This is a genomic window from Gordonia sp. NB41Y (genome assembly GCF_030718915.1).
Lineage (GTDB): Bacteria > Actinomycetota > Actinomycetes > Mycobacteriales > Mycobacteriaceae > Gordonia > Gordonia desulfuricans.
In genome coordinates this window covers 2,488,108-2,500,178 of record NZ_CP132196.1, presented here as the reverse complement: position 1 = coordinate 2,500,178, position 12,071 = coordinate 2,488,108, and the positions used below count along the sequence as shown (strand labels likewise).

At 69.0% G+C, this 12,071-nt stretch carries 10 protein-coding genes; all 10 read right to left on the bottom strand.

The genetic code is table 11. From position 1 onward, the window contains the following. Positions 1-3: 3 nt before the first annotated feature. From nuoL to Q9K23_RS10780, 10 genes are read right to left on the bottom strand one after another with little or no spacing between them, the layout of a single operon-like run. On the bottom strand, positions 4-1,920 hold the full coding sequence (gene nuoL, locus Q9K23_RS10825) for an NADH-quinone oxidoreductase subunit L (protein ID WP_053777028.1): 1,917 nt from the start codon (positions 1,918-1,920) through the stop codon (positions 4-6). 12 nt (positions 1,921-1,932) lie between these two features. Then, positions 1,933-2,247, bottom strand: a complete 315-nt coding sequence (gene nuoK, locus Q9K23_RS10820; protein WP_020790670.1) for an NADH-quinone oxidoreductase subunit NuoK — start codon at positions 2,245-2,247, stop codon at positions 1,933-1,935. After that, positions 2,244-3,005, bottom strand: coding sequence for an NADH-quinone oxidoreductase subunit J (locus Q9K23_RS10815; protein WP_020790665.1), 762 nt, complete (start codon positions 3,003-3,005; stop codon positions 2,244-2,246). The genes nuoK and Q9K23_RS10815 overlap by 4 nt, the downstream gene beginning before the upstream one ends. Further along, positions 3,002-3,655 carry an NADH-quinone oxidoreductase subunit NuoI gene (gene nuoI / locus Q9K23_RS10810; RefSeq protein WP_082365837.1) on the bottom strand — a complete coding sequence of 218 codons (654 nt, stop codon included), beginning with the start codon at positions 3,653-3,655 and terminating at the stop codon, positions 3,002-3,004. The genes Q9K23_RS10815 and nuoI overlap by 4 nt, the downstream gene beginning before the upstream one ends. Then, the gene (nuoH, locus tag Q9K23_RS10805; protein ID WP_053777029.1) at positions 3,648-4,982 is read right to left on the bottom strand and encodes an NADH-quinone oxidoreductase subunit NuoH; all 1,335 of its coding nucleotides are present in this window, start codon (positions 4,980-4,982) and stop codon (positions 3,648-3,650) included. The genes nuoI and nuoH overlap by 8 nt, the downstream gene beginning before the upstream one ends. After that, entirely contained in the window at positions 4,979-7,369 is a 2,391-nt protein-coding gene (locus Q9K23_RS10800; RefSeq protein WP_305950503.1) for an NADH-quinone oxidoreductase subunit G, read from the bottom strand. The genes nuoH and Q9K23_RS10800 overlap by 4 nt, the downstream gene beginning before the upstream one ends. After that, a complete protein-coding gene (gene nuoF, locus Q9K23_RS10795) occupies positions 7,366-9,447 on the bottom strand; it encodes an NADH-quinone oxidoreductase subunit NuoF (RefSeq protein WP_020789674.1) in 2,082 nt (693 codons plus the stop codon). Before nuoF ends, Q9K23_RS10800 begins: the two co-directional genes overlap by 4 nt. Beyond that, complete coding sequence (locus tag Q9K23_RS10790) at positions 9,444-10,769, bottom strand: NADH-quinone oxidoreductase subunit D (protein ID WP_020789675.1); 1,326 nt, start codon at positions 10,767-10,769, stop codon at positions 9,444-9,446. Before Q9K23_RS10790 ends, nuoF begins: the two co-directional genes overlap by 4 nt. Beyond that, a complete protein-coding gene (locus Q9K23_RS10785; RefSeq protein ID WP_053777030.1) occupies positions 10,766-11,452 on the bottom strand; it encodes an NADH-quinone oxidoreductase subunit C in 687 nt (228 codons plus the stop codon). The genes Q9K23_RS10790 and Q9K23_RS10785 overlap by 4 nt, the downstream gene beginning before the upstream one ends. Further along, positions 11,449-12,003 (bottom strand): NADH-quinone oxidoreductase subunit B, encoded by a 555-nt coding sequence (locus Q9K23_RS10780; RefSeq protein WP_020792021.1) that lies wholly within the window; start codon positions 12,001-12,003, stop codon positions 11,449-11,451. Before Q9K23_RS10780 ends, Q9K23_RS10785 begins: the two co-directional genes overlap by 4 nt. Positions 12,004-12,071: the final 68 nt, after the last annotated feature.

Sequence of the window (12,071 nt, the reverse complement as noted above, 5' to 3'; positions counted from 1 at the left end):
CGCCTACAACCCCCTCAGCAGCATCAACGCGGCCACCACGACGGTGGCACCGGCGAGTATCGACAGTGCATACGAGCGCACATAACCGCTCTGCCACAAACGGATTCGATTCGACGAGGCGGTGACCAGCGCGCCCACGCCCTGCCCGGCACCGTCGACGGCACCGGCCTCGACGCGGACCAGGGAGCGGGTGAGGGACTGGCCCGGCACCATCAGGACCTTCTCGTTGAACGCGTCGCCGTACAGATCGCGCCGGGCGGCGCGGGTCAGTGCGTTCACGTCGTCGGGCGCGGTCACCGGGATCGGGCGGCGCGCGTACACCACATATCCGGCGGCGAAGCCCACCGCCACCACCGCGAGGATGATCGCGGTGAGCACCCATGTGGGCATCGGCAGCTCGGGATGCTGCTCGCCGACAACCGGTGCCAGCCAGTTCACCAGCGAGTCCCCGGCCACCAGCAACGCCCCCGACGCCGCCGACCCGACGGCGATCAGGATCATCGGACCGGTCATCACCGGCGACGACTCGTGCGGGCGGGCATCGGGCGCCCAGCGGCGGTCCCCGAAGAACGTCATCAGCATCATCCGGGTCATGTAGAAGGCGGTGATCCCGGCACCGAGGAGTGCGGCACAGCCGAAGATCACGCCGCGTGCCCCACCGGAACCGAACGCCGCCTCGATGATCAGGTCCTTGGAGAAGAAGCCGGCGAACGGCGGCACCCCGATCAGGGCGAGATAGCCGATCCCGAAGGTGGCGAACGTGATCGGCATGACCGACCGCAATCCGCCGAGGCGTCGCATGTCGGTCTCGTCGTCCATCGCGTGCATCACGGACCCGGCGCCGAGGAACAGGCCGGCCTTGAAGAAGCCATGGGTGAGCAGATGCATGATCGCGAACGCATAGCCGGCCGGTCCGAGTCCCGCCGCCAGCACCATGTAGCCGATCTGGCTCATCGTGGACGCGGCGAGCGCCTTCTTGATGTCGTCTTTGGCGCAACCGATCACGGCCCCGAACAGCAGGGTGACCGCACCCACCACGCACACCGCGAGCCGGGCGTCGGGGGCGAGATCGAAGATCGGATTGGACCGCGCGATGAGATACACCCCGGCGGTGACCATGGTGGCGGCGTGGATGAGCGCCGACACCGGGGTCGGGCCCTCCATCGCATCGCCGAGCCACGACTGCAACGGCACCTGGGCGGACTTGCCGCAGGCGGCGAGCAAGAGCAGCAGCCCGATCGCGGTGAGCGTTCCGCGGCCGGTGGAGTCGGCGCCGGCGAACACCGTCTGGAAAGAGACCGAACCGTAGGTGGCGAACATGACCATCAGGGCGATCGCCAGACCGGTGTCGCCGACCCGGTTGACCACGAACGCCTTCTTGGCGGCGGTCGCGGCCGCGGGCCGCTGCTGCCAGAACCCGATCAGCAGGTAGGAGGCGAGACCGACACCCTCCCAGCCGAGATAGAGCCCGAGGTAGGTGTCGGCGAGGACCAGCACCAGCATGGCTCCGAGAAACAGGTTGAGGTAGGCGAAGAATCGGCGTCGATCGGGATCGTGGGCCATGTAGCCGACCGAGTAGATGTGGATCAGACTGCCGACACCGGTGATCAGCAGGACGAAACACATCGACAGCTGATCGAGATAGAGCCCCATGTCCACCGACAGCCCGCTCGACCCGCCGGCCGGGGCGATGTCGAGCCAGGTGTAGGCCACCGTGTGGACGGCACGGTCGGTGGCGGGTCGCCCGAGCATCCCGATGAACAGCGCCAGTCCCACGACGAACGACGCCACTGCCAGCGCACAGGCGAGCAGGTGGCCCCACCGGTCGGTGCGGCGCCCGGACAACAGCAGCACCAACGCACCGGCGAGCGGCAGCAGCGGCACCGACCACAGGACGTCCCCGGACATTTCGGTACTCATGCCGCCCTCCCGCTATCGCCTCAGCAGCGCCGCGTCGTCGACGGAGGCGCTCCGCCGGGACCGGAAGATCATCATGATGATGGCCAGCCCCACCACCACTTCCGCGGCGGCGACCACCATGGTGAAGAAGGCGATCACCTGACCGTCGAGATTCGGTGTGCCACCGGAACTCTGCTTGCGGGCGAACGACACGAACGCCAGGTTGGCCGCGTTGAGCATCAGCTCGACACACATGAACACCACGATCGCGTTGCGCCGCAGCAGGACCCCGGCGGCACCGATCGCGAAGAGCACGGCCGCGAGATACAGGTAGTTGTCGGGGTTCATCGCCGGTCCTCCGTCGGCGTGCCCGACACGGGTTCTGCCGGGGTCGGAGCCGGGGGTGCATCGGGTTCTCGCGAGCGCAGGATCGCCGACACCGACAGGTCGGTGGGGTGTCCGTCCGGCAGCAGGGCCGGTACGTCGACGGCGTTGTGGCGGGCGTACACCCCGGGGCTGGGGAGCGGGGTGATCCCGGTGCCGCGGCGAACCCGCTCGATCGCCAGTTCCCGCTGGGACCGCTTGGGGCCGAATCGTTCCCGGTGGGCGAGGATCATCGCGCCGAGGGTGGCGGTGATCAGCAGCGCGCCGGTGAGCTCGAATGCCCACAGATACCGGACGAAGATGAGTTGGGCGATGGCCTCGATGTTGCCCTGGGTGGCGGTCGGTACCCCGGTGGTGGGGGTGGTGGTCGCGGCCACCGCGGCGGTGCCGATCCCGCCGCACAGCAGGGCACCGAACCCGATCCCGATGATCACCGCAGCGATGCGTTGTCCACGAAGGGTTTCCACCAGCGAGTCCGACGAGTCGACGCCGATCAGCATGAGGACGAACAGGAACAGCATCATCACCGCGCCGGTGTAGACCACCACCTGCACCACCCCCAGGAACAGTGCGCCCTGGGCCACATAGGCGACGGCGAGGACGATCATCGTGGTCGCGAGGAACAGCGCCGAGTACACGGCCTTGGCGGCGAACACCACTCCGAGGGCACCGGCCACGGCGATCACCGCGACGATCCAGAACAGGACGCCCTCCCCGGTCATGCCGAGACCGTCCCGATGGTGTCGTGCACCATGCCGTCCGCGCCGACCCGGCCACGGTAGTAGTCGGATTCGGTGGGGGCGGTGCCGGCGGCGACCTGCGCGGTCACATCATGGGGCGTCGGTTCGGTGTCCGGCGGGAGCGGTGCGAGCAGCTGGTTCTTCTCGTAGATCAGGTCGGCGCGGTTGTCGTCGGTGAGTTCGTAGTCGCCGGTCATGGTCAGCGCCCGGGTGGGGCACGCCTCGATGCACAACCCGCAGCCGATACACCGCAGGTAGTTGATCTGGTACACCCGGCCGTAGCGTTCCCCGGGCGAGAAGCGTTGGGCGTCGGTGTTGTCGGCGCCCTCGACGAAGATCGCGTCGGCGGGGCACGCCCACGCACACAGTTCGCACCCGACACATTTCTCCAGCCCGTCGGGATGCCGATTGAGCTGGTGCCGACCGTGATAGCGCGGTGCCAGGGGCCGTTTCTGTTCCGGATACTGTTCGGTGACGGTGGGGCCGAACATCGCCTCGAAGGTGCGGCGCAGACCGCCGACCGGGCCGAACGGATCCTGCCGGGGTGCATCGGTGCGAGTGGCCCCCGGCCGGGGTGCGTCGGTGGGGGCCGGTGCGGCGCCGGCCGATTCTGTACGCGAGGTGTCAGGCATCGGAGGTCTCCTTTGCGGTCGGCGTGGGGCCCGGCGTGTGGCCGGGTAGGGACTGGCCGGGGAGCGGGGGTACCGGGAAGCCACCGGCGAAGGCATCGAAGGCAGGCGCGCCGGATGCGGTTGTCGCACCGGCGGTCGCAACCGGGGGAGCTGCGGGACGGCGGGGGCGCATCGCCCGACGGATGATCAGCAGCAGGCCGACGGTGACGACGAGTCCGGCGGCCGCCGACACCAGCGCCCGCGGCACCGTGTTGTCGGCTCCGGGGATGCACACCCGGATCAGCGCCACCACCATCACCCACATGAGCGACACCGGGATCAGCACCTTCCAGCCCAGATTCATGAACTGGTCGTAGCGCAGTCGCGGCAGGCTGGTGCGCAGCCAGATGAACACGAACAGGAACACCCAGACCTTGATGGTGAACCACAGGATCGGCCACCATCCGGAGTTGGCGCCGTCGATCAGCGACAGCGGCCACGGGGCCTGCCAGCCGCCCAGGAACAGGGTGGTGGCCAGTGCCGACACGGTGACCATGTTGATGTATTCGGCGAGCATGAACATGGCGAACTTGAGTGACGAGTACTCGGTGTGGAAGCCGCCGACGAGTTCGCCCTCGGCCTCGGGCAGATCGAACGGGGCGCGGTTGGTCTCACCGACCATCGACACCGCATAGATCACGAACGACGGCAGCAGGACCAGGGCGTACCAGTAATTGTGCTGGGCGGCCACGATTCCCGACGTCGACATGGTGGTGGCGTCGAGGAACACCGCGGCAAAGGTCAGCCCCATCGCGATCTCATAGGAGATCACCTGCGCGGTGGACCGCAGCCCGCCGAGCAGCGGATAGGTCGACGCCGACGACCATCCGGCCAGGACGATCCCGTACACCCCGACCGAGGCCATCGCGAGGATGAACAGCACGGCCACCGGCAGATCGGTGAGTTGCAGTGGCGTGTGGTGACCGAACACCGACACCATCGGGCCGAACGGGATCACCGCGAACGCGATGACCGCCGGCACCACCGCGATGATCGGGGCGAGCAGGTAGATCACCTTGTCGACGCCGCTCGGGGTGATCCCCTCCTTGAGGGCCAGTTTCACGCCGTCGGCCAGGCTCTGCAGCAGTCCGCGTGGACCCACCCGATTGGGTCCGATCCGGTTCTGCATGCGCGCCATGATCTTTCGTTCGGCGAGGATCGCGACCAGCGGGTTGACGATGAGGAAGGCGAACACCGCCACCGCCTTGACGATCACCAGCCACCACGGATCGTGCCCGAAGTCGGTGAGTGTCGGGTACTCGGTGGCAGCGGAGAACGAGGTGGTCATCGGTCACCTCCCGGTCGGAGTCCGACGACGTCCCCGGCTCCGGCCCCCAGCAGCGCGGGCAGTGGGGCGCCGGCGGAGTTGGTGGGCACCCACACCACGTCGTCGACCATCTCGGTGACCGCCAGCGGAAGGACCAGCGATCCGGTGGCCGTGTGGATCTCGAGGAGGTCCCCGTCGCCCACGCCCACCCGTGCAGCGGTCGTCGCCGACAGCCGTGCGCGGGCGGGATGGGCGGTGCCGGCGAGATGCGGTGCACCGTCCTGCATCCGGCCGTGATCGAGCAGGTGGGCCCAGCACGCCAGGACCGCCTGTCCGTCACCGACATCGGGTGGGCCGGATGCCGGGGTGGACGAGCGGAGCTCCCGGGGTCCGCTCCACGGCCCGATGGTGCCGAGTTGGGTCAGGATGTCCTCGGCGTCATCGCATTCCAGGTCGACACCGGTGTGGGCAGCCAGCGCGTCGAGGACCCGGTGGTCGGAGATCCGGCCGGTCTCACCCAGCGCGGCCGGGAAACTGCGGGCCCGTCCCTCCCAGTCGAGGAAGGTGCCGGACTTCTCGGCGACGGTGGCCACCGGGAGCACCACGTCGGCACGATCGGTGACCGCCGAACGTCGGATCTCCAGGCTCACCACGAAGGCCGTGTCGAGTGCTCGCACAGCGAGATCGGGTTTCGCGAGATCGGCGGGGTCGACCCCGCCGACGAGCAGCGCGTCGAGGTCGCCGGCGGCGGCCGCGGCCAGGATGCCCGAGGTGTCGCGGCCGGGGCGGGTGGGTAGGGACCGCACCCCCCAGGCCACCGCCATCTCGGTGCGGGCGGTGTCGTCGGAGACCGGGCGCCCGCCGGGCAGCAGGCCGGGCGTCGCACCCACCTCGAGGGCACCGCGTTCCCCGGCCCGCCGGGGAATCCAGACCAGCCGGGCGCCGGTGCGCGCCGAGAGCGACACCGCCGCCGACAGGCCACCGGGACTGGTGGCCAGACGCTCACCGACGACGATCACCGAGGCCGGATCATCCAGTAGCGCTGCGGTGTCGGGATTCTCGAGGAGTGCTGCCTCGCCGCCGGGGGCGGTCGGCAGCAGCGTCGCCGACAGCTTCGCGTTCCCGGGACTGCGCCACGGGGCGATGGTGACCACCCGGGTGCGGGACTCCCGTGCCGCCCGCCGCAACCGCAGGAAGACGATGGGGGACTCCTCCTCGGGTTCGAATCCGACCAGCAGGACCGTCGGCGCGGCGACCAGCTGGGCGTAGGTGAGATCGTCGGTGCGGGAGGCGATCCGGTCGGCGAGAAAGGCGCTCTCCTCCGCACTGTGGGCTCGGGCTCGGAAGTCGATGTCGTTGGTCTGCAACACGGTTCGCGCATACCGCGAGTACCCGTAGGCGTCCTCGACGGTGACCCGGCCACCGGTCAGCACCCCGGTGCGGCGGGTGGCGAGACCTTCGGCGGCCGCGCGCAGTGCATGGGCCCACGACACCTCGCGGAGGTCGCCGTGGGCGTCACGGACCAGCGGGGTGGTCAGCCGGTCCGCGGCGGTGGCATACGCGAACGCCCAGCGGCCCTTGTCGCAGTTCCATTCCTGGTTGACCTCGGGGTCGTCGGCGGCCAGGCGGCGCAACACCGTTCCGCGCCGGTGGTCGACCCGCTGGGCGCAGCCGCTCGCGCAGTGCTCACACGCGCTCGGGGTGGAGACCAGATCGAACGGCCGGGCCCGGAAGCGGTAGTCGGTGCCGGTGAGCGCCCCCACCGGACAGATCTGCACGGTGTTGCCGGAGAAGTAGGAGTCGAACGGTGTCCCGTCGGCGGTACTGACCTGTTGCAGCGCACCGCGATCGGCGAGATCGATCAGCGGGTCACCGGCCACCTGATCGGCGAAGCGGGTACAGCGGGCGCACAGCACACATCGTTCACGATCGAGCAGGATCGCCGTGGACAGCGGCACCGGCTTGACGTAGGTGCGTTTGGTCCCGGTGAACCGTGAGGTGGCGCGACCGGCGGTCATCGCCTGGTTCTGCAGCGGGCACTCGCCGCCCTTGTCGCAGATCGGGCAGTCGAGGGGATGGTTGATCAGCAGCAGCTCCATCACCCCGCCCTGCGCCTTGGCCGCGGCGCCGGAGGTGAACTGGGTGTGCACCACCATGCCCTCGGTGACCGTGGTGGTGCACGAGGCGAGTGGTTTGCGCTGACCCTCGACGTCGACGAGGCACTGCCGGCACGCACCGACCGGTGCGAGCAGCGGATGATCGCAGAAGCGGGGGATGGTGATGCCCACCTGCTCGGCCGCCCGGATCACCAGGGTGCCGGGGCGGACGTGGATCTCGATGCCGTCGATGGTCGCCGACACCGGATTCGCCTGTTCGGTGCCGGTGGGGCGGTCGGACAACGCGGTCATCGGACACCTCCGTGATCGGCGAACACCGTGGCCGCGGCTGGATCCAACGGACAGCCACCGGGGCCGTGGCCGGTGCGCGCGTGGGCGAGATACTCGTCGCGGAAGTGGGCGAGCGAGGACGTGATGGGGCTGCCCGCGCCGTCACCGAGTGCGCAGAACGACTTCCCGACGACCCCGTCGGTCACGTCGGCGAGGACGTCGAGGGCCGCGACGATCTCCGGTTCGGTGAGCTGCCCGGACTCGATCCGGCGTAGTTGCTGGACCAGCCAGTAGGTGCCCTCGCGGCAGGGCGTGCACTTGCCGCACGATTCGTGGGCGTAGAACCTCGTCCACCGCAGCACCGCCCGCACCACGCAGGTGGTCTCGTCGAAGATCTGTAATGCCTTGGTGCCCAGCATCGAACCGGCCGCACCCACCCCCTCGTAGTCGAGCGGGACGTCGAGGTGCCCGGCGGTGAACATCGGGGTGGACGAGCCGCCCGGGGTCCAGAACTTCAGGGTGTGCCCCGGCCGAACCCCGCCGGCCCGGGAGAGCAACTCCCGCAACGTGATCCCCAACGGGGCCTCGTACTGGCCGGGGTTGCGCACATGTCCCGACAGCGAGTACAGCGTGAAGCCCGGCGACCTCTCGGTGCCCATCGCCCGGAACCAGTCGATCCCGTTGCGCAGGATCGCCGGCACACTCGCGATGGACTCGACGTTGTTGACCACCGTCGGACTGGCATACAGTCCGGCGACCGCGGGGAACGGCGGTCGTAGTCGGGGCTGCCCGCGACGACCCTCCAGCGAGTCGAGCAGTGCCGTCTCCTCACCGCAGATGTAGGCACCGGCCCCGGCGTGCACCAGCAGTTCCACGTCGACCCCGGAACCGAGGATGTTCTCACCCAGATAGCCTGCGGCATAGGCCTCGTCGACGGCGGCGCGTAGCCGTTGCAGCACACCGACCACCTCGCCGCGCAGATAGATGAACGCATGCCGGGCCCGGATGGCATAGGCGGCGATGATCGCCCCCTCCACCAGCGAGTGCGGGTCGGCCAGCATCAGCGGCATGTCCTTGCAGGTGCCCGGCTCGGATTCGTCGGCGTTGACCACGAGGTAGTGCGGCGGCGCGTGCGGGTCGTCGGACTGGGGGATGAACGACCACTTCATGCCCACCGGGAAGCCTGCGCCTCCGCGCCCGCGTAGCCCGGAGGCCTTGACCAGTTCGATCACCTCGTCGGGTGCCATCCCGAGTGCGGTGCGCAGGCCGCGATAGCCGTTGTGCCGCAGATAGTTGGGCAGCGTCCACGACTGCGGCTCACCCCAGTGCCGGGTGAGCACCGGAACCTCGGCGGGTTCGGGTTCGGGTTCGGCGGTGGCCTCGGACGAATCCGGTGCAGAGGGACCGGCGGCCGGGCGTGCCCCCACGTCCACCCCGGCCAGGATTCGTTCGGTGTCACGGAATCCGCACAGCGTCGACGACCCGCGTGACGGCGCCCGGACCAGCCCGGCACGCAGATCCTCGGCGATCTCGACGATCGACTCGGGGGTCTGGGTGTCGAAGAACTCCCAGTTGATCATCACCACCGGCGCGCGATCGCAGGCCGCGTTGCACTCGATCTCCTCCACGGTGATCCGCGAATCAGACGTGGTGCCACCGGGTTCCACACCCAGGTGATCACACAGCCGGCGCAGGATCTCCTCGCCGCCGACGATCCCGCACAGTGTGTTGGTGCACACCCCGATCAGGTACTCGCCGGTGGGCGTGCGCCGGAACATCGAGTAGAAGGTGGCGACGGCGGCGACCTGTGCGTCGCTGAGGCCGAGAACCTCGGCGCAGAAGCCGATTCCGGCGCGGGAGATGAGTCCGTCCTCCGACTGCACCAGGTGCAGCAGCGGCAGCAGCGCCGAGCGGGACTGCGGATAGCGGGCGATCACCGGACCGGCCTGTGCACGCAACCGCGCGAGGACGTCGTCGGGGTAGGAATCGGGTCCGGAGAACGTGATCGGTGGATGGGCGCCGGGGCCGCCTGTGGCCGGGGGTTCGGCGACGGGGTCGGGCGGGCCCACCCCGAGCTCGACGAAGACGGGTTCACTCATCGGTCCACCCCTCCCATCACGGGGTCGATACTGGCCACCGCGGTGATCACGTCGGCCACCATGCCGCCCTCGCACATCGCGGCGACGGCCTGCAGGTTGGTGAACGACGGATCGCGGAAATGTACTCGGTAGGGCCGGGTTCCGCCGTCGGAGACCATGTGTACGCCCAGTTCGCCGCGGGGCGATTCGATCGCCACGTAGCACTGGCCGGGCGGGACCCGCATCCCCTCGGTGACCAGCTTGAAGTGGTGGATCAGCGATTCCATCGACTCGCCCATGATCTCGGCGATGTGTGCGGGCGAGTTGCCCAGACCGTCGGGTCCGACGGTGAGGTCGGCGGGCCAGGCGATGTCGGCCTCGGAGACCATCACCGGGCCGGGCCGCAGCCGCGCCAGACACTGCTCGACGATCCGCACCGACTCGTACATCTCCCGTACCCGGATCACGTACCGGGCGTAGGAGTCACAGGTGGTGTCGGTGATCACGTCGAACTCGTAGTCCTGGTAGCCGCAGTAGGGTTCGGACCTGCGGACGTCGTGGGGCAGGCCGGTGGACCGCAGCACCGGTCCGGTGATGCCCAGGGCCATGCATCCGGCGAGGTCGAGATATCCGACGTCGCAGGTACGTGACTTCCAGATGTAGTTGTCGGTCAGCAGATCCCCGAGCTTGTCGAGCTCGCCGGGTAGGTCGGCGAGGGTGGCCGCGATCGCGTCGGTGGCGCCGTCGGGCAGGTCGGCGGCCACACCGCCGGGCCGGATGTAGGCGTGGTTCATCCGCAGGCCGGTGACGAGCTCGAACAGGTCCAGGATTCGTTCCCGGATGCCGAATCCGCTGAACATCGCGGTGACCGCACCGAGTTCCATCCCGCCGGTGGCCAGGGCGACAAGGTGGCTGGCGATCCGGTTGAGCTCCATCAGCATCACCCGGATCACCGACGCACGCTCGGGGATCGCATCGGTGATACCGAGCAGCTTCTCCACCGCGAGGCAGTAGGCGGTCTCGTTGAAGAACGGTGACAGATAGTCCATCCGGGTCACGAAGGTGACCCCCTGAATCCAGTTGCGGTACTCCAGGTTCTTCTCGATCCCGGTGTGCAGGTAGCCGATTCCGCAGCGGGCCTCGGTGACCGTCTCGCCCTCGATCTCCAGGATCAGGCGCAGCACCCCGTGGGTGGAGGGATGCTGGGGGCCCATGTTCACCACGATGCGCTCCTCGCCGGGGTGTTCGGCGGCCCGCGCGGCGACCTCGGAGACGATCTCGTCCCAGTCCTGTCCCGACACGGTGTAGGTGTGCTCGGGATGACGGTGCTCCACATTCGTCATGAGTACGACCTCCGCCGGTCCGGGGGCGCGATGCGGGTTCCCTTGTACTCCACCGGGACACCACCCAGCGGGTAGTCCTTGCGCTGCGGATGTCCGACCCAGTCGTCGGGCATCTCGATCCGGGTCAGGGCGCGGTGCCCGTCGAAGACGATCCCGAAGAAGTCGTAGGTCTCCCGCTCGTGCCAGTCGTTGGTGGGGTAGACATCGCACAGGCTGGGGATGTGCGGATCGGCGTCGGATGCGGCCACCTCCAGCCGCAGGCGGCGGTTGTGGGTGATGGAGGCCAGCGGATACACCGCGTGCAGCTCGCGGCCGGCGTCGTCGGGATAGTGAACCCCGTTGACGCCCAGGCACAACTCGAAACGCAGCGCCGGATGGTTACGCAGGGTCAGTGCCACCGCGGGCAGATGTTCGGCCACCACGTACAGCGTCATCTCGCCGGCGTGGATCTCCACCTTCTCGATCGCGGCGTCGTAGGCCGGACCGCCGGCGTCGGCGAGTGCGGTGGCCAGGTCGTCGGCGACGGCGTCGAAGTACCCGCCGTACGGGCGTGCCGCGGCGGGCAGGGTGACCGGCTCCACCAGGCCGCCGTAGCCGGAGGTGTCGCCGCTGCCGTGCACCCCGAACAGGCCGCGGCGTACGCCGATCACCTCGTCACCGGCCTGCCGGTTGTGTTCGCTCATCGCAGCAACCCCTTGAGCTCGATGGTCGGAGTCGACTGCAGCGCAGCCTGTTCGGCGGCCCAGATCGCCTCCTCGCGGTTCACCCCGAGCGGGGTCTGCGCGATCTTGTCGTGCAGCGCGAGGATCGCGTTGAGCAGCATCTCGGGGCGCGGCGGGCAACCGGGCAGATAGATGTCGACGGGGACCACGTGGTCGACGCCCTGGACGATCGCGTAGTTGTTGAACATGCCGCCCGACGACGCGCACACCCCCATCGCGAGAACCCATTTGGGTTCGGTCATCTGGTCGTAGATCTGCCGCAGCACCGGTGCCATCTTCTGGCTCACCCGGCCGGCGACGATCATCAGGTCGGCCTGCCGGGGGGATGCGCGGAAGGCCTCCATGCCGAAGCGGGCGAGGTCGTAGCGGCCCGACGTGGTGGCCATCATCTCGATCGCACAGCACGCGAGGCCGAAGGTGGCCGGCCACAACGAGCCCTTGCGCATGAATCCGGCGAGTTCCTCGACGGTACTCAGCAGGAATCCGCTGGGCAGTCTCTCCTCGAGACCCATCGGGCACCTCCTCGTGTCGCCGGCGGTGCTGTCGGCCCCGGTTCAGGGGCGTCGGGCACCAGCCGGAA

Bases quoted from the DNA above. Each gene is read 5' to 3' on its own strand.
- nuoH (WP_053777029.1), bottom strand. From the start codon at position 4,982: ATGACCACCTCGTTCTCCGCTGCCACCGAGTACCCGACACTCACCGAC.
- nuoI (WP_082365837.1), bottom strand. From the start codon at position 3,655: ATGCCTGACACCTCGCGTACAGAATCGGCCGGCGCCGCACCGGCCCCC.
- Q9K23_RS10780 (WP_020792021.1), bottom strand. From the start codon at position 12,003: ATGGGTCTCGAGGAGAGACTGCCCAGCGGATTCCTGCTGAGTACCGTC.
- Q9K23_RS10785 (WP_053777030.1), bottom strand. From the start codon at position 11,452: ATGAGCGAACACAACCGGCAGGCCGGTGACGAGGTGATCGGCGTACGC.
- Q9K23_RS10790 (WP_020789675.1), bottom strand. From the start codon at position 10,769: ATGACGAATGTGGAGCACCGTCATCCCGAGCACACCTACACCGTGTCG.
- nuoF (WP_020789674.1), bottom strand. From the start codon at position 9,447: ATGAGTGAACCCGTCTTCGTCGAGCTCGGGGTGGGCCCGCCCGACCCC.
- Q9K23_RS10815 (WP_020790665.1), bottom strand. From the start codon at position 3,005: ATGACCGGGGAGGGCGTCCTGTTCTGGATCGTCGCGGTGATCGCCGTG.
- Q9K23_RS10800 (WP_305950503.1), bottom strand. From the start codon at position 7,369: ATGACCGCGTTGTCCGACCGCCCCACCGGCACCGAACAGGCGAATCCG.
- nuoK (WP_020790670.1), bottom strand. From the start codon at position 2,247: ATGAACCCCGACAACTACCTGTATCTCGCGGCCGTGCTCTTCGCGATC.
- nuoL (WP_053777028.1), bottom strand. From the start codon at position 1,920: ATGAGTACCGAAATGTCCGGGGACGTCCTGTGGTCGGTGCCGCTGCTG.